Source organism: Mesorhizobium sp. WSM4844, assembly GCF_055811775.1.
Genome location: NZ_JBVVQB010000086.1, coordinates 1 through 20,331, shown reverse-complemented (window position 1 = coordinate 20,331; position 20,331 = coordinate 1). Strand labels below are relative to the sequence as shown.

15 protein-coding genes, 9 pseudogenes and 1 other annotated feature are annotated in these 20,331 nt (G+C 58.7%); of the genes and pseudogenes, 11 read left to right on the top strand and 13 right to left on the bottom strand.

The window, feature by feature from the left end; genetic code table 11:
• The first annotated feature begins 298 nt into the window (after positions 1–298).
• Positions 299–4,258: a Ulp1 family isopeptidase gene (locus AC0L2A_RS34210; RefSeq protein ID WP_473612595.1), complete on the top strand. Its 3,960-nt coding sequence runs from the start codon at positions 299–301 to the stop codon at positions 4,256–4,258.
• 297 nt (positions 4,259–4,555) lie between these two features.
• On the opposite strand, the pseudogene AC0L2A_RS34205 reads toward AC0L2A_RS34210, so the two are convergent.
• Positions 4,556–6,075: pseudogene (locus AC0L2A_RS34205) on the bottom strand (ISNCY family transposase).
• 60 nt (positions 6,076–6,135) lie between these two features.
• Positions 6,136–6,804, bottom strand: a complete 669-nt coding sequence (locus tag AC0L2A_RS34200) for an IS3 family transposase (protein ID WP_473612594.1) — start codon at positions 6,802–6,804, stop codon at positions 6,136–6,138.
• Positions 6,805–6,854: 50 nt separating this feature from the next.
• Between AC0L2A_RS34200 and AC0L2A_RS34195 the strand changes: the two genes are divergently transcribed.
• Complete coding sequence (locus tag AC0L2A_RS34195; RefSeq protein WP_473612600.1) at positions 6,855–7,016, top strand: hypothetical protein; 162 nt, start codon at positions 6,855–6,857, stop codon at positions 7,014–7,016.
• A 9-nt stretch (positions 7,017–7,025) separates the two neighbouring features.
• On the opposite strand, the pseudogene AC0L2A_RS34190 reads toward AC0L2A_RS34195, so the two are convergent.
• A pseudogene (locus AC0L2A_RS34190) lies at positions 7,026–7,217 on the bottom strand (helix-turn-helix domain-containing protein); the annotation flags it as partial.
• Between the two features lie 36 nt (positions 7,218–7,253).
• Between AC0L2A_RS34190 and AC0L2A_RS34185 the strand changes: the two are divergent.
• Positions 7,254–7,430 (top strand): annotated as a pseudogene (locus AC0L2A_RS34185) (IS1595 family transposase); the annotation flags it as partial.
• Positions 7,431–7,856: 426 nt separating this feature from the next.
• Here the strand turns inward: AC0L2A_RS34185 and AC0L2A_RS34180 are convergent.
• From AC0L2A_RS34180 to AC0L2A_RS34165, 4 genes and pseudogenes are all read right to left on the bottom strand, one after another.
• The gene (locus tag AC0L2A_RS34180; RefSeq protein ID WP_473612592.1) at positions 7,857–8,402 is read right to left on the bottom strand and encodes a hypothetical protein; all 546 of its coding nucleotides are present in this window, start codon (positions 8,400–8,402) and stop codon (positions 7,857–7,859) included.
• Positions 8,403–9,136: 734 nt separating this feature from the next.
• A pseudogene (locus AC0L2A_RS34175) lies at positions 9,137–9,379 on the bottom strand (DUF4158 domain-containing protein); the annotation flags it as partial.
• 177 nt (positions 9,380–9,556) lie between these two features.
• Complete coding sequence (locus AC0L2A_RS34170; RefSeq protein WP_473612591.1) at positions 9,557–9,922, bottom strand: hypothetical protein; 366 nt, start codon at positions 9,920–9,922, stop codon at positions 9,557–9,559.
• Positions 9,923–10,149: 227 nt separating this feature from the next.
• Positions 10,150–10,446: a hypothetical protein gene (locus tag AC0L2A_RS34165; RefSeq protein WP_473612599.1), complete on the bottom strand. Its 297-nt coding sequence runs from the start codon at positions 10,444–10,446 to the stop codon at positions 10,150–10,152.
• Between AC0L2A_RS34165 and AC0L2A_RS34160 the strand changes: the two are divergent.
• The 8 genes and pseudogenes from AC0L2A_RS34160 to AC0L2A_RS34125 form a co-directional block, all read left to right on the top strand.
• Positions 10,340–10,561 (top strand): annotated as a pseudogene (locus AC0L2A_RS34160) (transposase); the annotation flags it as partial. The gene AC0L2A_RS34165 and the pseudogene AC0L2A_RS34160 overlap by 107 nt on opposite strands.
• Positions 10,562–10,667: 106 nt before the next feature.
• Entirely contained in the window at positions 10,668–10,733 is a 66-nt protein-coding gene (locus AC0L2A_RS34155) for an isopentenyl transferase family protein (protein WP_473612598.1), read from the top strand.
• Between the two features lie 265 nt (positions 10,734–10,998).
• Positions 10,999–11,706 (top strand): FAD-dependent oxidoreductase, encoded by a 708-nt coding sequence (locus AC0L2A_RS34150; protein ID WP_473612590.1) that lies wholly within the window; start codon positions 10,999–11,001, stop codon positions 11,704–11,706.
• Positions 11,621–12,685, top strand: a complete 1,065-nt coding sequence (locus AC0L2A_RS34145; RefSeq protein ID WP_473612597.1) for an NAD(P)/FAD-dependent oxidoreductase — start codon at positions 11,621–11,623, stop codon at positions 12,683–12,685. Before AC0L2A_RS34150 ends, AC0L2A_RS34145 begins: the two co-directional genes overlap by 86 nt.
• A gap of 213 nt (positions 12,686–12,898) precedes the next feature.
• Positions 12,899–13,261 (top strand): annotated as a pseudogene (locus AC0L2A_RS34140) (DDE-type integrase/transposase/recombinase); the annotation flags it as partial.
• 58 nt (positions 13,262–13,319) lie between these two features.
• Positions 13,320–13,550 (top strand): hypothetical protein, encoded by a 231-nt coding sequence (locus tag AC0L2A_RS34135; protein ID WP_473482424.1) that lies wholly within the window; start codon positions 13,320–13,322, stop codon positions 13,548–13,550.
• A 137-nt stretch (positions 13,551–13,687) separates the two neighbouring features.
• Positions 13,688–13,945 (top strand): transposase, encoded by a 258-nt coding sequence (locus tag AC0L2A_RS34130; RefSeq protein ID WP_473612588.1) that lies wholly within the window; start codon positions 13,688–13,690, stop codon positions 13,943–13,945.
• A 618-nt stretch (positions 13,946–14,563) separates the two neighbouring features.
• Complete coding sequence (locus tag AC0L2A_RS34125) at positions 14,564–14,914, top strand: c-type cytochrome (RefSeq protein WP_473482474.1); 351 nt, start codon at positions 14,564–14,566, stop codon at positions 14,912–14,914.
• Positions 14,915–15,357: 443 nt separating this feature from the next.
• Here the strand turns inward: AC0L2A_RS34125 and AC0L2A_RS34120 are convergent, their stop codons facing one another.
• From AC0L2A_RS34120 to AC0L2A_RS34095, 6 genes and pseudogenes are all read right to left on the bottom strand, one after another.
• Positions 15,358–16,050 carry an IS6 family transposase gene (locus AC0L2A_RS34120; RefSeq protein ID WP_473612587.1) on the bottom strand — a complete coding sequence of 231 codons (693 nt, stop codon included), beginning with the start codon at positions 16,048–16,050 and terminating at the stop codon, positions 15,358–15,360.
• Between the two features lie 68 nt (positions 16,051–16,118).
• A pseudogene (locus AC0L2A_RS34115) lies at positions 16,119–16,379 on the bottom strand (IS110 family RNA-guided transposase); the annotation flags it as partial.
• Positions 16,380–16,471: 92 nt separating this feature from the next.
• A pseudogene (locus AC0L2A_RS34110) lies at positions 16,472–16,906 on the bottom strand (aminotransferase class I/II-fold pyridoxal phosphate-dependent enzyme); the annotation flags it as partial.
• 66 nt (positions 16,907–16,972) lie between these two features.
• Positions 16,973–17,932 carry an aminotransferase class IV gene (locus tag AC0L2A_RS34105; protein WP_473612586.1) on the bottom strand — a complete coding sequence of 320 codons (960 nt, stop codon included), beginning with the start codon at positions 17,930–17,932 and terminating at the stop codon, positions 16,973–16,975.
• 331 nt (positions 17,933–18,263) lie between these two features.
• A complete protein-coding gene (locus AC0L2A_RS34100; protein ID WP_473612584.1) occupies positions 18,264–18,719 on the bottom strand; it encodes an Lrp/AsnC family transcriptional regulator in 456 nt (151 codons plus the stop codon).
• A 265-nt stretch (positions 18,720–18,984) separates the two neighbouring features.
• Positions 18,985–20,203: pseudogene (locus AC0L2A_RS34095) on the bottom strand (IS3 family transposase).
• Positions 19,806–19,922: a sequence feature (AL1L pseudoknot), on the bottom strand. (Overlaps the previous pseudogene by 117 nt.)
• Positions 20,204–20,331: the final 128 nt, after the last annotated feature.

Genomic DNA, 20,331 nt, shown 5'->3' with positions numbered 1-20,331 from the left:
CCATCTGTCCGACGAACACCGGGACGTGATTGATAAGGCGATCGCCCATGCTGAGGCTCAGCAAAAATTGAGCGTGATAACGCTCCAAAATTACAGGCGTACACTTCGCCGATTCGCGAATGATCTCGGCGCTCGTGGCCAAGCGACTGATCTAAAAAATCACCAATCCCTGGTCGATCACGTCGATGCTTTCTTGCCGAAAGACGGTGATATAAAGACAGCGTTGAACGTCCTGCGTGCGTATCATGAGCCGCCAGCGCCGGTGCCCTCAAAGGCAGACGCGTATATCATAGAACAAGTGACCAGTGACAGCAGCTTGGCCCCAAGCAGCCGTGCCGAGTATGGTCGTACTCTTCGCAGATTTTCTGAGGCGCTTGAGAGTCAGAGCCTGACGATCTCTGGGCTGGATCATGAGTCGCGGATCGACTTCGCCAAGAGGTTGTTTCCAGACAGCCGCAATCTCATCTTCGCGTTGCAACGGGTTCGCGATGCGGAGTCCGCCTCACCTGGCGCCCGTGCTACCGCCTATCCCCATCTGTCCGACGAACACCGGGACGTTATTGATAAGGCGATCGCGCACGCTGCGGCTCAGCAAAAATATAGCGAGAGCACGCTCCGAAGATACTCGTATTCACTTCGCCAGTTGGCGAATGATCTCGGCGCTCGTGGCCAAGCGTCTGATCTAAAAAATCACCAATCCTTGGTAGATCACGTCAATGCTTTCCTTCCGAAAAACAATGATATAAAGACGGCGTTGAACGTCCTCCGTGCGTTTCATGAGCCGGGCTATTCAGCGACTGGCCGGTGGCCAGACGCGCATATCTTAGAACAAGTGACCAGTGACAGCAGGTTGGCCTCGAGCAGCCGTGTTGTCTATGCTCGTAGTCTTCGCAGATTTTCTGAGGCGCTTGAGGGTCGGGGCCAGACGATCTCTGGGCTGGATCACGATTCGCGGATCAAATTGGCCGAGAGGTTGTTTCCAGGCAACCGCAATCTCCTCTCCGCGCTGCAACGGGTTCGCGATGCGGAGCCCGTGTCAGACGGGGGTCTCGAAACGGCCCGGAGGCTGTTCGATCAAGCTGATGAGTCGCCAACCAGTCGAGAGGAGCTTCTGCGACTGGAACAGGGGTTGAGCGAAGTGCTTCAGCGACGGCAGGATGATCAAGCCGCCTCGTCTTTTTTCAGCGACCCAGGGATGCCCGCTGGACCGGGTGACCACAACAGCATCGTGGCGGACGCTTTCGCAGCGGCCGGCTCTGGGCACGCCGGAGTTGAGGCCGCCGCCCCGCCAGCGTTAGCAGCCAGCCAACAGCAGATCCGGCCCTCGCCGGATGCGCTTGACCAGGGCAACCAGCCACCCGAGTGGGTGATCATCAACAATGAACATTCCACAGCGCTGTTGTGGCCAGCGGAGAGGCAGAGGGCCCTGAATACGCCGCAAGCCGCCGCCATTCAGCAGCCGCTGAGCGAAATCGGCAATTCAGGCGGCCGCGTGCCGATGCAGCCCCCCATGCAGCAGTTGGGTGAATTGCCATTGGAAGGGGTAACCGTTCAAGGGACAGGGTCCGAACACATCGGAAGGCTGCATGCGGAGGCCGCGCCCTCCGCAAGGTCTGAGGCACCCCCCGCTGCGATCGAGAACTCCATAAACGTCTCGTTCGCCGTCCCCAAAGGCTTCTCCCATGGGACTCAAGTCCCAGACGCGATGCTCTCTTCCTTGGACCGCCATGACCCCTTGCCGGATGCGGGCCAGGCCCGGCAAGCGGGCTTTGAGCAGCACGTGGCCGAGCCGCGCCGAGCCGATCCGGCTCCTGTCGCGAGTGGCGTCCGTGCTACCGGCTATCCCCATCTATCCGACGAACACCGGGACCTTATTGATAAGGCGATCGCCCACGCTGCGGCTCAGCAAAAATATAGCGAGAGCACGCTCCGAAATTACACGTATGCACTTCGCCGATTGGCGAATGATCTCGGCGCTCGTGGCCAAGCGACTGATCTAAAAAATCACCAATCCCTGGTCGATCACCTCGATGCTTTCTTCCCGAAAAACGATTATTTGAAGAAGGCTTTGAACGTCCTGCGTCCGTATCATGAGCCGGGCTATTCAGCGACTGTCGGGCGGCCAGCGCCGGTGCCCTCAAAGGCAGACGCGCATGTCCTGGAACAAGTGACCAGTGACAGCTTGGCCTCGAGCACTCGTGCTGACTATGGTCGTAATCTTCGCAAATTTTCTGAGGCGCTTGAGAGTCGGGGCCAGACGATCTCTGGGCTGGATCATGATTCGCGGATCAAATTCGCCGAGGGGTTGTTTCCGGGCGACAGCAATCTCATCTTCGCGTTGCAACGGGTTCGCGCTGCGGAGCGCGCGTCAGACGGGGTTCCCGAGGCGCTCCGGCCGCTGTTCGATGATCGAGCTGACGAGCCGCCAACCAATCCAGAGAAGCTCCTGCGAGTGGAACATGGGTTCCGCGAAGTGCTTCAGCGACGGCAGGATGATCAAGCCGCCTCGTCTTTTTTCAGCGACCCAGGGATGCCCGCTGGACCGGGTGACCACAACAGCATCGTGGCGGACGCTTTCGCAGCGGCCGGCTCTGGGCACGCCGGAGTTGAGGCCGCCGCCCCGCCAGCGTTAGCTGCCAGCCAACACCGGCCCTGGCCGGATGCGCTTGACCAGGGCGACCTCCTGCCACCCGAGCGGTTCATCAACAATGAACATTCGACGGCGCCGTTGCGGCCAGCGGAGAGGCAGTGGACTGATAATCCGCAAAGCATCGCCATTCAGCAGCCGCTGAGCGAAGGCGGCCGCGTGCCGATGCAGCCCCCCATGCAGCAGTTTGGTGAATTGCCTTTGCAAGGGCTGCCGTTTCAAGGGACATGGTCCGAACACATCGGAAGGCTGCATGCGGAGGCCGGGTCCTTTGCAAGGTCTGAGGCAGCCCCCGCTGCGATCGAGAACTCCACAAACGTCTCATTCACCGTCCCTGAAGGCTATAGGACTCAACCCGCTCCAGACGCAATGCTCTCTTCCTTGTACCATTATGGCCTCTTGCCGGATGCGGAAGGGCGCAACGACCTTTGGCTCGTCGATCGCGGCCCGATGAGTGCAGCTGCAGCGGCAGCATTACCGGCAAGGGCTCCAGGACACGCCTTGCCTGCGACCGCCATGCTGTCAGACAGCTATCGCGGTGTTCCGTTGGTCGATCTGACCACCTCCTCCGATGCACAGATCGCAGCGCTTCCGTCAGGTTCGTCCAATCTCCCCCGGGGGGCGGTGCTCGGCCCCGACCTGCTGGATGACGCCCATATCAGTAGGGATTACCAGTTGCTGGAGCAGAGCCTGCAGGCCCACCCAGCGCTCGCCGCCCGAACGCGGCTGGTGGATCCCTTGGTCTCCCAGCAACTGCGCCGTCACGACCGGGACCCGCAACTTACATTGCTGTCCATCTATCATCAAAACGACGTCGCAGCCGACTTCGTGTTCCTGCCGGTGAACAGTGGCAATCCTTTGGCTACGGTGGCGACTGATGGACGCAACGAGCATTGGTCGCTGCTGCTCGTTGATCGCCGCGACCCGGAGAGAGCGGTCGCCTATCACTACGACTCCATCCATCGTCGCGATGGACGGGGATACAATGACGCGCCTGCACGAGAGCTCGCAGCAAGACTGGACGCGACCACCCTGGTGACACCCGCCATGGCGCAGCAGAACAACGGTGTTGATTGCGGCGTCTTCGTGGTGGACGGCACGCGCGCGCTGGTTCAGAGATTGGCGAACCAAGAGTGGCCGGAACGGCAGCGGCCGCTGCACCTCGACGACCTCGTCCCCGACCGGCAGGCGCTGCAAAACCGACTGAGGGATGAGCGCTTGCCGCACGAGCTTGCCGCAATCCCCGCGGATGCTTTTGCAGCAGCCGGGTCGCAGGTGCAACACGCCGTGTTGCAAGAGCAGCAAGCCCGACAAATCGCGCCAGCGCCGTTTGAACGGCACTTGGGCAAGACGCGCGAGGCCCAGGACGAGCTGACGAGTACACTTGACAGGAGCAACCTCGTGAACAGCGGGGGCGTCATCATCAACAATGAAGATTCAACAGCGCTGTTGCGGCCAGCGAAGAGGCAGAGGACTGATAATCCGCAAAGCGCCATGGGGCGGCAGCCGAGCGAAGCAACCACGACGTCCATCAGCCAAGCCTCCGATCAAGCCCGAGCGGAGCTGATGGCCTCCTTCAGAAGCAGAGAGCGCTCCGACGCGGGACGTTGAGCTCCATGGCTGGGGCCAAGAAGAACAGCTCTTTTCACGACAGAGGCGCTGATGCGCTCTCCGGGCCGTAGCTCTCGCCGTAATTGATCAGGCTGGCATTGTTGGAAGGCGATGTAGGCCTGGAACTCTATAGCGCGACGATCAGGATGAGATGCCGTATTGCCTCACGTAACGATGTTCCTCGAGATTCGAGCGTTGCCTCATCCATTTTGCTCCCGGCTTGGGGCTAAGGAGGCCGGGCGCGGAGATGGCCGGGGTTTCGCAGCGCCCGGCCTCCTTAGCGAGCGCCACGGCGCCTCAGTGTGGCCCCGCGATCTCCAGGATCGGCGGCTCCTTGTTCAAGGGGCCAAACAGCAACGCGTCCGCCTGTTCGCTGCGCCAGACCTTTAGCCGGCGCTGAAGCGTTCGAAGCAGTTTGTCCGGGTAATCGCCGGGATACTCGGCCTGCAGTCGTGACAGAAGTTCGCTGCCGGTTTCGCCATGGTTCGGCTTCGAACCAATTTCGTAAGTCCGCAGTCGCCTTGACGAGAGGGTCAGGACGCCGCCGCCCCCTTTTGGCTTTCACAATCGGGCGATCCGTCGGCCGGATAGCTCCGTCCTTCCAGGCAGTCCGCAAACTCGCCAGGAAAAGGTCGATTGGCTGAGCTGTTCCGTCAGGGCGCATGGCGGGCGGAGTATCGGCATCGGCAAGCGCAGCGAGTCGCTCCTGCACGGCACGGATATCGCGCAATAGCAGGACAGGATCAAGCCCGGCGTAGATTTCCTGCAGACGGGAGCGGACTGCATCTGAGGTGCGAGCGTCTGCAACCAGACGCTGATGCGGCGTAGCTGGCGGACTATACGTCTTGCGCACACGCGCGCCGTCGCGCTGCTTCGCGATCAACTTGAACGATGGCTGAAAGAAGTTCACGAACAGCCGCGCTGACCGGTAGAGCTTCGCTAGCAGCGTGGCGGCCTCCAGCCCCTCGAACCGACGATATCCGACCATCCTACGCACCACGGCGCCATTCTTCTGCTCGACAAAGGCCTGGTCATTCTTGCGGTAGGGGCGGCAGCGCGTGAAGACGATGTTGGCGGCGGCGCAATAGGTCTTCAACGTCTCGTTCATGAAAGCGGTGTCGTTGTCCGTATCCAGGCCGAGAAGCGCGAAGGGCAGTTGCTTGCGCAATTCTGTGAGCACCGTGCTCAACAGCGTCTGTTCGCGAACCAGCAGCGGCGCACATTCCGTCCAGCCGGTCGCGATGTCGGTTAGCACGAGGGTTTGGATGAAGCTGCCGCGAGCCGAAGGGCCGCTATGGGCCACGAGGTCCGCCTCAACGAAGCCTGGCGCTGGATCGTCCCAATCCGCCGACGTTCTAATGGGAATGCTCCGTCGCAGGGCATGCGCTGCAGGCCGTCGTCGGGGACGTCCCAAGCGTTCTCGGATCGGTCCCAGCGTCCTGTCGATCGTGGCCGCGCTCATCGCCAGCAATTTGCCCCGGATTTCGGGCGCTTGGTCAAAATGACCGTGCCGTTCCATCGCTTCGAGAAGGACGGGCAGCAACGCCTTGCCGCTTGCCGCAGACGCGGTCGGACGCCTCCCAGAGCAATATGAGCGCATTGCGTTCCGCTTCATCATAAATCCGCGGCCGCGCTCGCCGGCCTGCAAACGGCCCCTCACCGCGTCGTAGCAGCCGCATCGCGTGCTTGCGGTGAAAGCCCGTGACGACGACGAACTCATCCAAAATTCTCGCCTTCTCCGCTCGCGTCGAAGCACGATAGCGCTCTGAAACCGCCGTCGTCAGTTCTTTCCTTGTCGCCATGCTCAGCCGTCCCATAGTCGCCCCTGCTCTTACCCCTCGGTAGGGAGCAACTTATGTGAGGCAACAGTTGAACATTCAGGAACATTTTCGACGAGGCAATGCGGGATTGCCAATGCGGCTCATGCTTGGGTGGATGCCGTGAAGGTTGAGAAGACCGGAATAGGCACCACACGCATATTGCACGCCGCGGTCAGAATGGTGGATCAAGCTGCCCGGCGCCGGATTACGCGCAGCGATCGCCATCTCGAGAGCTTCGATGGCCAGGCTTGCCCGAAGATGCGTGTCGAGGGCCCAGCCTACGACTTTACGACTGAAGGCATCGAGAATGACCGCCAGAAAGGCGAACTCCTCGGCCAGATGAAGATAGGTAATGTCCGCGACCCAGAGTTGGTCGAGGTCGGTTACAGTCATGCCACGCGCGAGATTGGGAACGACGCGCCAGCCGTGGCGAAAGTCGGTCGTCATCGGGACGAAAGGGCGGGAGCGCAAGCACAGGAGATTATCTTCTCTCAGGATCCGCAACAGCCGTTTATGATTGACCTGCCACCCTTCCCGGCGCAGCAAGACGCCAATCCGTCGATAGCCATAGTGACGGTTATTGAGGGCAAGCTGCTGAATAACGTCACGCAGGGCCGTCTCTTCTTTCCGTGGCGCCGAACTTTGCCAATGCCGGTAATAACTGGCCCGGCAGACGCCAGCCAGCCAGCACATCCTTTCAATGCCTTGCGACAAACCAGTGGCCATTTTTTCGATGACCTCGAAGATCCCGTGCCGCCAGGCGCGGTGTTCTGCCGGTGATCGTCCCTGATATGCCGCAAGGCTTCTTGAAAAAAATCGAGATCGAGCTGCTGCTGGCCAACTTTCTGTTCCAGTTCGGCGATACGCCGTCTCGCCTTGGCGAGCGCCTTCTCTTCAGGTGGCGACGCCAGTTCACCCGATTGCTGCAATGGCTCTGACGGGTCAGCTGGCGCCTTCCCGGGACGTCCACGACGGCGCGACTTGAGGCTGCCGGTCAGGCGCAAACGATCGCGCCAATCGTATAGCCGTTGCCGGCTGATGCCGAACTCCCTTGCCAGCTCACTGACATTCTCGCCCGCTTCCATTGGCTGCAGAAGCGAGAGCTTGTCCTCTTCGCTGATAAACCTTGGTGATCCCATCCACAGTTTCCTGATCTTCCGGGGAAACTGTCCGCCATTTCCAAGCGGCGTGCGCGACCGGGTCTTTATCAATGTTCCAATGGCGATTGCCGGTTCCAGTTCACGGTGACCACCCATACCCCGCTGCACTCGACCAAGCTGCCCTTGCGCGTTTGGCTGAAAGCCATGTGGCTGATGCTCCAGTCTGACAAGGGCTTTGATAAAGGCCGCGTACGATTTCGCACCGATCTTGTTCGGACCCCTTTCTTGTGCTGAAATTTCTCCTCCAGGTGCGACCACGCCTTCATCTCGGCGTTCTTGGTCTTCGCAAGCTCGTGCATCGCCAACTCGACGGCGTTGTCCGTCAACATCAGGCCAAAGCGGGCATCGTGGACGCTGCCCTTTTCGATATGTTCGAGCGCGAGATCCATCTGATCCAAGACGCTCGCTAAGAACATCAACATGTTTTACGACCTTCGGCAGTGGGATGGCTGCGGACCGCGCCGGCGGTCGTGGCAATCAGCCCGAGTGGCTCGCCAGCGCCTCGAATGCCCGCTGCAGCCAGGCGAGAACATCAAGACGATCTGATTACCCTGGGCCTCCTAGTTGAGGCCCTACTTCATTTCGGTAGACCGCAAATCGGCAAAGCCCCCTTGCCCGTCAGCCGGCGACCCGGCCAGCTTCGTTTTCCAGCCAATCCTCGATCCGCTGGCACAGCGAGCCCAGAAACACATGGAAAAACATGGGTTCCGATGAGCCGTCAGGGATAAACGACGGGTGTTCGTTCTCGTCCATCACCCACGTGCCGACGATTTCGCCATCCCTGGTGACCACCGATCCGTCCTTGCAGAGGTTGATTTTAAACCGAAGTGGCTCGGTAAGCGATACGCCGTGGTGGGCCACCAGCTCGGCGATCTGCTCCTTCGTCAGCTCGACCGGGATAAAATTGGTGACGCGGCGTGGCCGGGGCGACGCACTGCGCGTCCTCTTTCTCGCCCAGGGTGGATTGGCGTTCGCGGCTGCAATCTCGGTTTGCCGTAAGAGGTTCTCCGGCTCGAAGGCACCACAGGGGCCAGCCTGATCGTGGAACACTGCGGCCGACCGGATAATGTCCGGCATCCTGCCTTCGCTCTTCGCGACACTTGGTATCGACGTGTTGAAGCGAGGAGCGAAGCGCCGGATTGCGGTGCTTTCCCGTTCGTCCATCTCGGAGACATCACAGGGCGCGAACGCGATCGACCAAGGGAGTGAGACATCGGGTACCCGGTGATAAAAGTTCCCAAGGCTTTGTATGGGGCGTTCCGCCAAGTCCCAAGTTTGGCCGACATATACGACCTCACCCCCGCACCCGATCAGGTATATTCCTGTTCGCATCCTAGTGGTTGATAGCAACGCATCGAATTCGCGATGCCGTTCGCGCAGGAAGACCTGGCGCTTCCATAAGTGAAATAGCGGCCGAGCGTTACTCATCGATATCCTGCCCAAGGTTTACAGATTCTAAGCGCGGAAGGTTGGTTTCGATGTTAAATCGGCTCCATGCTATATCGTGCTCGTCAATTTCCACGGAGCACGTTGCCCACAGTGACGTCCGCGCTTGTCGCCGCCCGTTTCCACCGACAAATCACCTCAGGTTTAAGGTTCTCAGTTGACAAAAAGTTGGGTATTCCGCGGCAAACGACAACCATCACCGTGAACGCTTTCGGCATGAAAATAAACAAGTCTGCCCTCATCTCTGCACAAGATTTTGGACGACTTTACCCTAGACCGGCTGGAGAAGAACCAAGCGGCTAAAGCCGCTTATGGCGGTCGTGAGGGCCGTGGCCGTGAAAAGTGGAAACCGCTGCGCAATGCCTGTCTGCGACCAGCACATGATCGCAGATGACGGTGAGTTTCTTGGGGAGGTAGCCCACCGCGAAAGTGCCCGGGTCGACGTCGATCTATTCAGCAACGGACTTTAGCATTAGGCGAGGCGGAATTTCGTCGGGCCCTAGCACTCTGCCTGGATACCGCATCAGACGGAGCTGAACGGCAAAGCCAAGCTGATTGTGCTCTCGCCTTCGCAGTCCAACTTCAAGCCGATCGGCCGGCGACAACGTATAGTGTCAGATTAGGCTGTCCTCGTCAGTCGGCACATCGAAGAGCTTCAATCCGTCTTGAGCCTTGAGAAGCTTCCGTTTACCCATCGACCGACTCCGTGCACGACCAATAGTCTGGGATCTTTGTCGAGTCGGTCGCAGGAATAAATCAAATCTGGCCCGATGCGATGGCAGTCCACAGGGATCGTATTTGCCGGTTTCCGCACTAGGCCTAATCGGCCCGAAGCTGCGATTCTGGCCAACTTGCGGAACAATCCGAGAACGTCACGGCTTGTTCTCTCTGGCTTGGAGGAGCATGGCGACGTTTTCAGCGGCAAATTTGAACCCTCTGCGGTCGGGAATTCGCTCAGCGGAGATCGGGTAGCGTGGCCGCTTTGGATCGATGCCGGTGATCCGGAACCGCTCGCTTCCGGTGCGGAACTCGCGTCCGAAGTCCGAAGGGGCCAATCCGAAGTGCTCTGCCAAGAACTTGAACCTGTCTTTTTCGAGATTGAACGCGGTGCCGTCGGAAGCGGGAATGCTGACGCGGAACACGGGCTCGAAGGGGAAGCCGGTACCGGTGTCGCGCCATCCGGCGCCCTCGATGACCAGGCCGTGGTCCTCAGCGATCTTCTGGCAGACCTCGAGCATGCGCGTCTGGATCTCTTCGCATGTCGCTGGCGTCAGACGGGTTATGAGCCTGCCCTTCGTCATTTGCCCTTCCTCACCTGATAGACAGTACCGCGTGAGACGCCGAGATCGCGGGCATTGACGAAGATTGAGCCCACAATATACAAGCTTTTCCGGTTGCGACGTGTTCATGGCAGGTGTTCAGGCCGGGTATACCCAAATTAGAACACGCCCATCGGTTCCGGTGGTCAGTTACGCCGTCGTCGTGGTTTCAGCTTTCTGGTAACCTCCGCCAGCCACGCGACTGCACCGGGCGTGGCCTGCCATGCCTGGCCGTTTTCGTCGACGTAGTCAGCTGCCTCATCCTCGCCCCCCAAAGTGATATAGCCGTCGATGGAAGCAACCAAAGGCTGCTTGCCGGAAAGGACGCCAGGCGTCGTGCCCACGAATATCACCATCCTGCCACTGCCGCCGAAATCACCGGAGCTCAACCCGGTCGAAAACCTCTGGCTCGTCATGCGCGAAAACTGGCTGTCGAACCGCATCTTCAAATCCTATGACGATATCGTCGCCCATTGCTGCGATGCTTGGCGCAAGCTCGAAAACCAGCCTTGGCGCATCATGTCCATCGGCCGAAGAGAATGGACAAATGGGTTCTGATCAGTGAGGAAGCGTATTATATTACATATGAAACGTAATATTAATTCAATGAGTGGGAATTGAGTGATAGAAAGAAATAGCTAATATGAATCGTTAGCAAGCACTAATAGAAGATATCGCGCGCGAGTATTTGGAACATGCTCGGTGGCAGGAGCGCGACTTCCCCATATGAGAGGAACGCGATGTATTTCGGCTGATCAATCCATTCTAATCCAAATAAATATTGCGTAAATCCTCGATTAGCGAGATGCGTTTGCAGTGATTATTATTACTAAGTACAGAAGCTGGCAAGCTCTCTTCTAATACACACCGTTAATTGCGCCTCCGGTGAGCAGAAATTGTTATGCTGTGGCCGCGGCGTTCCAATTTAACGGGGGAGGCATTCTGAGGGCGGCCACACTAGATCTCAAGAAATATAGCTATCACCGGAGAGCGGTATGCTGAACAATACCATCGCAAGAAATTCATTGCCGAGTATCGATCTTCTGTATGATTATGGACCGTTCTTGCGATTGAGCGAGTCTGAAGGTGGTATTGGGAGCTTTGCTCAAAACAGCCGGCGCCCGCGGGTTGGCATTGTGGGCGCCGGCATCAGTGGCTTGGTGGCGGCGACTGAACTTTTGCGCGCCGGAATAACGGACATCGTGCTATTTGAGGCGCGGGATCGTATGGGTGGGCGGGCTTGGTCACAAATCTTCGACCCGCGCGAACCGCATCTCATTGCCGAGATGGGCGCTATGCGCTTTCCTTCCAGCGCAACCTGCCTGTTCCATTATCTGGACAAATTGAGGATAGATACCGCAGCTTCCTTCCCCGATCCGGGCATCGTGGATACCGAGGTGCACTATCGAGGTGCGCGTCATTTATGGCAGGCCGGCGAGTCTCCGCCGCCACTGTTCAGACGCGTTCATCAAGGATGGCAGGCTTTGATAAGCGACGGTTACGTGCACGAAGGGATTCAACTGCCCGCACCGGCGAAGATCACAACTTTGCTTCGGTCGCATCGCTTTGACCAAGCTCGTGACGCATGGCAGGCCTGGGCTAGATTCGTTTCGCGACATCTCCTTCTATTCGGCCCTCGTCACCATCTTTACCGGACCGCAGCCACCAGGGCGCGTACCTTGGAAAAGGCCGGAAGATTTTGAGCTTTTCGGATCGCTGGGGATTGGATCTGGAGGCTTTTTACCTGTGTACCAAGCCGCGTTTACTGAGATACTGCGTCTAGTAATTAACGGGTACGAGGACGATCAGCGCCTGATTATGGGAGGGATCTCCCTGTTGGTGAAACGGTTGGCTGAACAGGAGCTTAACGGTGTGAGTTTGCGGCAGCGTGTCCGCTACGGTCATGTAAGCCGTATTTACAAACAGGGCGGTCAGATTCTCGTGACATGCGCAGGAGGGCAGGTCGTGCCTTTTGACCGCGTCATCGTCACTACCAGCAATCGAGCTATGGAGCTGGCCCATCGTCTCACGGCGGATGGAACCTTTCTTACTAACGAAGTTTTGCGAGCGGTCAGAGAAACTCACCTTGCCGGCTCTTCCAAGCTGTTTATGCTGACGGAAAACAAGTTCTGGTTAAAAAAGGGCTCGCCGACAACCATCTTGTCAGATGGCCTTGCCAGAGGGGTTTACTGCCTAGACTATCAGCCAGATGATCCGGATGGTAAGGGCGTGGTGCTGTTAAGTTATACATGGGAAGATGATGCTAACAAAATGCTTTCCATTCTGGACAAAAAGGAACGGTGCCAGCGTCTGGTCGATGATCTGGCCACCATTTCCCCTGATTTCGCCCGTCATCTAGTCCCGGCTAACGGTGACTATGAACGTCATGTCCTGCAGCACGATTGGCTGATGGATCCATATTCAGTAGGTGCCTTCAAGCTCAATTATCCTGGTGAAGACATCTATTCAGAACGGTTATTTTTCCAATTCGCTACCGCAAAAAGACCGGAAGAAGACAGGGGCTTGTATCTCGCAGGATGTGGATGCTCCTTTACCGGCGGGTGGGTCGAGGGCGCGGTACAAACGGGCTTGAATGCCGCATGTGCTGTTATCCGCAGCAGTGGCGGCCAGCTCTTGAGCGGTAACCCTATTGATTCGATGAATTCCGCTTATCGATATTGAGAACCGGTAAATTTAGCGTTCTTTAGAAAAGGCTTCTTAAATGTTTGCAACGTCCACACTCGAGGAGATTTGCAATCAAATACTGGCCGGGAAAACTTCGGCGTTGGATATCAGGGAATCGGCACTTTAGGGCGCAAAAATCCATGGTCGACCGGTTAGGATGGGATTTCCTGCGCTGACAGGCGCGGGATGCAGTAGCATCGGTACTGGAACCGCCGCAACACCAAAGCGGCCAAGCGCTTGCTGACGCGGCTGCTGAAGAAGCAAGGCGTCGCGCCGAAGCGCATGATCACCGACAAGCTGCGCTCCTATGGAGCAGCCAGGCGACAGGTGATGCCGGACGTCGAGCATCGGGCGCATAAGGGATTGAACAACCGTGCCGAGAATTCGCTGCGAAAACGGGAGCGGATTATGCAAGGCTTCCGATCACCAGGAGCACTGCAACGCTTCGTTTCGATCTTCTCGGCTCTGCGCAATCTCTTCGTCCCGCCCCGCTCAAAACGCTCCGCTCTCGCTACACATATTCACCGCCTGCAGGCCATGGCGGAATGGAAAGCCGTGGCCATGGTCAGCTGACATCAGCGGCTGCAGGTCTCAACGCGTGTATATGCAGACAACGTGACATCCCCTCTCGGTGAACTCGGTCAAGGGCAAGGCCGCACTCCAGCTCTCGCGCGAGATCGGCGTGCAGTTCAAGACCGCCTGGGTGATGCTCATGAAGCTACGTGAGGCGATCGCGTGGCGCAGGGAAGACATGGTGCTCAAGGGCGAAGTCGAGATCGACGGTAATACGCTGGCGGCTATATCCGACCCGAGAACAAGGCCGAAGACCGCGTCGACCGCCGGCCGAGACCGCGCTCCCTGAGCGCCAAGGCGCACAGCCGCTTCATGTTCTGGAACTGCTTCAGGCGTGGCGGCCAGACATTCACGCGCGCCATCCGCGACGATGACGGAGGTGGGCAGCGGTCCGTGACCACGTCTCCCGCGAAGCTACCGTGAACCGTGATCTCCGACGAGCATGGCAGCTACAACGATCTGGCGGGCGTCAACAAGCTGAAGCGAGTGAACCACTCCAAGGCCTACCAGACCGAGGGCGGCACGAACACCAACCAGGTCGAAAGCTTCTTCTCGCGGGTGCAGCGCGCCTACCCGACCAATCTTTGCGAGCTGTCGAGGACCGCTGACAGACGATTTGCGATATGGGTCTGCGGGGCCTTGGCTGCGACTCCTCGGAAATGGATCCATTCGCATTTTGTATGAAATCGCCGGCTTTTCCGTTGGCACAAGCGTTGCAGAGCTATTTGCGATAACATTTCGCCTAATGGGTAGGACGCATGAATTGCTGCAACAAGCTGCCTGACATCGGCCGCCGTCAATTTCTAAGAGGAGGAACGTTTGCCGATGCAGGAAGGGCCATACCTGTGGAACTGCCTGCGCAGACTCAGACAAAGTCTGCACTGGGGCTGGCACTCGTCGAATACCCATCGAACAGGCTGAAGCCGAACGAACCCTCGACGTCAGTTTACCAGACGGCGCGGGCCGGACCGCGACATTGTCAGATTCTCGACCACGCGCCCGCACAAGAGCTTTCCATGGAACTACAACGCAGATGACCACTCCTTTAGTTGTCCCGACCACAACACACATTTGAGAAAGGTAGCAGATCTGGGACCAGTCGACGGCCAATATTCCTCAATACGAGCTGCGCATCGACGCCAAGGGCGAAATCTACGCCGAGTGAGTCGACGAGCTTCTTTACGACTGCCTGAGCAACGTACTTTAAGCGAGGATTGGATCATGGCTTATAAACATATCGACCGCCTGCCGTATCTTCAATCGGGGAATTCCCGCGTGAAATATCTGTTCGTCGGCGCCACAATGGTTTTGGCGTGCTTGCCTCCGGTCGCCCGGGCTCAGGATATCGAGGCCGGAAAGACAGTCTTCAAAAAGTGTGCCGCCTGCCACAGCGCTGATACCGACGCGAATAAGGTCGGGCCAACCTTGAAAGGCGTTGTAGGCCGGACAGCTGGCACCGTCCCGGGCTATTCGTACTCGAAAGCCATGAAGGATGCGGGCGCAGCGGGCCTCGTATGGGATGAGCCGAACCTGATGGCATATTTGGCCAATCCCAAGGCGAAAGTCCCGGCGAACAAAATGGGGTTCCCTGGCCTCAAGAATCCCGAGGACCTCAAAAACGTCATCGCCTATCTCAGGAGTGTGTCAGGTTAGAAACCTTTGGCCGTTGCGTTTCGGGAACAACACGAAGGAGGGAGCAATCGTGTTTCACGCCGTGAAACCAGTTTTGAAAGCCGACTGTTCTGTCGGGCAAAGTGGCGAAGATATCCGACGCGGCTGGTCGAGCAGGCCTGTGCTCATGCCGTCAGCAACCGCAGGACGGGAACCCATCCAATACGCTTGCTCTGGCTTCGCCACGACGGTACTCATTAGGCCGCGTCCTATGGCTCTGCCCAAAATATAGCCATGCGTCGCCGCGCCCTTAATAGGTCAAAGTTGGTTAAGTTGCTCCCTCTTCCGGCAGCCTGCATTCAGCAAGGGCCGCCGACAATTGACTCATTTCGCTGAGTTTCCGGGGCTGTCGTCCCGTTTCAACGGGATGGGGGGGATGTCACGTTGTCTGCATATACACGCGTTGAGACCTGCAGCCGCTGATGTCAGCTGACCATGGCCACGGCTTTCCATTCCGCCATGGCCTGCAGGCGGTGAATATGTGTAGCGAGAGCGGAGCGTTTTGAGCGGGGCGGGACGAAGAGATTGCGCAGAGCCGAGAAGATCGAAACGAAGCGTTGCAGTGCTCCTGGTGATCGGAAGCCTTGCATAATCCGCTCCCGTTTTCGCAGCGAATTCTCGGCACGGTTGTTCAATCCCTTATGCGCCCGATGCTCGACGTCCGGCATCACCTGTCGCCTGGCTGCTCCATAGGAGCGCAGCTTGTCGGTGATCATGCGCTTCGGCGCGACGCCTTGCTTCTTCAGCAGCCGCGTCAGCAAGCGCTTGGCCGCTTTGGTGTTGCGGCGGTTCTGGACGATCTCGTCGAGCACATAGCCATCCTGGTCAACGGCGCGCCACAACCAGTGTTTCCTGCCGGCGATGGTGATGACGACCTCGTCCAGGTGCCAGACATCGTTTCGGCTGTGCTGCTTGCGGCGCAAGCGGCGAGCGTAATGCCGACCGAACTTGATGCCCCACCGGCGGATTGTCTCATACGAAACCACGATCCCGCGCTCCAGCAGCATTTCCTCGACCAGACGCAGGCTCAAGGGGAACCTGTAGTAGAGCCAGACCGCATTGGCGATGATCTGCGGCGGGAAACGATGGCGCTTGTAGCTGACGGTTGCGGTGTTCATGACATCGGGTCTATGCCGCAAATCCCTGAACGCGAGTTAAGTTGATAACGCCCTTGTTCTGACCCCATCTTCTGCCGCTTGACGAACGGGCCGACATATTGCGGCGCGATCAGCTTGACTGCATGGCCCAGCTTCACCAACTCGCGCGCCCAGTAATGGGCGCTGCCGCAGGCTTCCATAACAACAAGTGCCGATGGCTGCTCTGACATGAACCTGAAGAACTGCCCGCGAGACAGTTTCTTGCGATACTTCACATCGCCTGTCATCGACGCCCCGTGTAGCTGGAAAACATTCTTTGCTAGATCCACTCCGATCAACATATCCTTCATCCGCCGTCCTCTCTGTTCTGTGGCTTACGCCACATCACTTTGGCACATTGCGATGCCGTTAGGGGAGGACGGCAACCATCCCATCTGCCAAGCGACAGCCGCACACCGTCGATGATCGAGGCGTGGTTCAGCGCATCGGAAATAATCGCATCGTCCTCCCCCAGTAACGTCTCGAACAGGCCGCCATTGGCGTCAAAGCAGGAGCCATAGAGGATGGTGTCCTCCAGGCCGAGGAAGGATGAAATCGTCGCCTCGAGTTCCTTGTGCTCCTCCTGCGTGCCACAGATGAAGCGCACCGACGCCATCCCATAGCCATAGCGGTCGAGCGCCTGGCTGGCCGCCGCGCGCAGCTCGGCGCTGTCGGCGAGGCCGACATAGTTGTTGGCGCAGAAATTAAGCACCTTCTGCCCGCCGACCTCGATCTGCGCCGACTAGGTCGACGTGATCACCCGCTCGGATGTGTAGAGGCCGGCCGATTTCAGGCCGGTGAGCTCATTCGAGAGATGAGAAATGAAAGCGTCGGTCATCGGCAAACTCACGGCGGCACAGCCCTCCCCGCGCTGGGGAGGAACGCTCGACAATATATCGCGGTACTACGGGTAATTTACCGCGGTCGACCATGCCGGATCGGCATGCTTCTCCCAATACAGGACTTTCAGCTGGCGAGTCAGAGCGCCAACCTTGCCGTCGCCTACAACGGTTTCGTCAATCTTAGACACGGGCATGATCCCGCCCGCTGTAGACGTGATGAAAACCTCATCGGAGCCCTTCAGCTCGTCGCGATCAATGTCGCCGGCGCTGACGGATAGGCTCAGTTCGTCGCATAGATCAAATACGGTCTGGCGGGTAATGCCGGCAAGGACGCCATAAGCCGGTGTCTTCAAGCGGCCGTCCTTCACGGTGAAAACGTTGAAGCCTGGCCCCTCGGCAATGTTGTCGTTGATGTCGACGAGCAATGCGGTTTCGGCACCGAAGTCGTACGCATCGAACAGGCCCTTCACCAAATCGAGCCAGTGATAGTTCTTGATGGTCGGATCGATCGACTTGGGCGGGATCCGGACGGTGTTGCTGATGGCGACATGCAGGCCGCGCTGCAGCTGCTCCTCGTTGGCAACCGACCCGAAAGGCACCGCGAATGCGATGAACCTGTTCTCCGACTGGCGCGGGTCACGGCTAAAGGTGGGCGAGCCGCCTCGCGTGCAGATCATTTCCACATACGCCGACTTGTGCTCGGATAGCGCCACACAGGTCGACAGGATCTTTTCGATCTCACTGCGGTTGTAGGGAAGCTTCATACGGAGCTTTTCCATCCCGCGGAAGAACCGGTCCAGGTGCAGGTCCAGCCTGAAGAACCTCCCATCCCACACATGGACGGTATCGTAGGTGGCATCGGAATGCAGAAAGCCCCAGTCCAGAACGGAGACCTTGGCTTCGGACATCGGCAGGTACTGACCATCCATGAAGGCTACGCCATGGGGATACTGCCGTTGATCCCGGTGGCGTTGCTCTATGGCTGGGAGAGCTGTTGCAGGTTCGGCTGCAGCAAGTGTCATTCCTGAGTCCTCCAAATCTTGCAACCAGGCGCTCCGCACGCCCGGCTACGATTTGCCGCTGCGGAACCGCCCAGCGGCTCCACAGTTCAGCAATTCAAATGTTGGCGCACCTCGGATCGCCAGCACGCTGCGCGTGCCAGACGTCGTCAGCGCGATCGATTACCGCTTGAGCGGGGGCCATAACCCCTTTTGTGGCCGGCCGCCGGTCGCCCGGTGTTCCAATTAAATCGCAGACTTCGATGCCGTGATTGCGATCAAAGTGGCGCCCCTGCCGCAATGCACGCTTCAAAAACGGGATGGAAGTGGCGGAAACGTTCAGCCTTAAAAGGGCCTACACTAGCGACCGGGGCTCAAACTTCACGCGGTCCAGCGCAATCATGCTCTTGAACTTGCGGACATTGGGATTTGTGTAGAGTTTGGCCTTTACAAAAACGTCAAAGGCCTCAACGTCCTCTACTGCTACAATAAGAACGAAGTCAGCATCACCTGTCACCATATAGCATTGAGTGACTTCTTTCGCCGCCTTCATTGCTCGCTTGAAGTCGTCGACAAGGTCTAAACGCTCGCGATCGAGCTCCACTGTGACGACCACGGTCAGCGACTTACCGAGCGCCTTGGGGTCGACTAGGGAGATGTCTGCGGTGATAACCCCGTCGCCGCGTAACTTATTGACACGGCGCATGCATGAGGCAGCAGACGAACCCACGAGGTCCGCAAGCTCGGAGAACGATAGCCTGTTGTTCTTTTGAAGGGCGCCGAGTATCCGCCGGTCAAGATCATCCATCATACCTACACCCTAGATACGAAACCACAATGTGGCATTAGCGATCCGAAACGCTCGTTGCAAGATCGGACGCTGAATGAAACGCTACCCCATATAAAAGGTGCCATTATTGCAATCGTCGCAGATACGCGCCCGTTTCTTTTCACCTAAGCGCGAGTTTTGCCCGAACTATTCCAAACGCTTACAATAAATTCTGCACTGATGGCGAAGCACATGGCCCTCCGACGGCTGAACCGCGCCGGGTTTGCCGGAGGCCGTTTCGTTTGAGTCACGCTGCCATGGCCGGCTCTTCGAGCATGGCGTAGTAGCGTGCCTCGGCTTCCGCCGGCGGGATGTGCCGATGGGCTCCAGCAGCCGGCGATTGTTGAACCAGTCGACCCACTCCAGGGTCGCGAACTCGACGGCCTCGAAGGAGCGCCACGGCCCGCGCCGATGGATCACTTTAGGCCGTTGATCGTCTCGGCGAGCGCATTGTCGTAGGAATCGCCGACACTGCCAACCGACGGCTCGACGCCGGCCTCGGCTAGGCGCTCGGTGTATTTGATCGACACGTATTGGCTTCCCCTGTCGCTGTGGTGGACCAGGCCGCCGCCATGGGCGGGGCGCCGGTCATGGAGCGCCTGTTCCAGGGCATCGAGAACGAAGCCGGCATGGGCGGTCCTGCTCGCCCGCCAGCCGACGATGCGACGGGCATAGGCGTCGATGACGAAGGCGACATAGACGAAGCCGGCCCAGGTCGCGACATAGGTGAAGTCGGAGAGCCAAAGCCTGTTCGGGGCCGGGGCATGGAACTGGCGGTTGACCTGATCGAGCGGACAGGGAGCGGCCTTGTCGCTGATCGTGGTCTTCACCGGACTTGCCGCGGATCGCCCCTTCGAGACCCATTTGGCGCATCAGCCGCGAGACGGCGCAGCGGGCGACGTCGAAGCCTTCCCGCCTCAGCTGCCGCCAGACCTTGCGCACCCCATAGACCCGGAAGTTCTCCTCGAACACGCGCCGCACTTCGACCTTGAGTTCCTCATCGCGCTTCGCCCGCGCCGACAGCCGGGAGGGATCGCGCCGCTTGGCGACATGGTCGTGGTAGGTCGACGGGGCGATCGGCAGCACCTTGCAGATCGGCTCGACCCCATGCGCCTCCCGGTGATCGTCGATGAACGCGATCATGGCTTGAACGGGCGGTCGAGCTCCGCCTGGGCAAATTATGCCGACGCCTTGCGCAGGATCTCGTTGGCCTGCCGAAGCTCCCGGTTCTCCCGCTCCAGAGCCTTCAGCTTCTCGGCAACCTCGGTGGGAAGGCCGGCGCGCACGCCGCTGTCCACCTCAGCCTTCTTCACCCACTCATTGAGTGACTGCGCCGTGCAGCCGATCTTTGCCGCGATCGAGGACACCGTCGCCCAGCGCGAACCATGCTCGCTTTCGTGATCCAAAACCATGCGCACCGCGCGGGCGCGCACCTCGGGAGAAAACCTGTTCGTCGTCTTGCTCATGATGGCTCCACCTTCTCAAGGTTTGGAGCCTCCGGCAAACCCGGCGCGGTTCACTGTTGCCCGCGGCAGAGATCATCGAGCGAATGGGTCTTGCGGCTCGTGCCATAGCTCGCCGCCGCGCGGAGGAA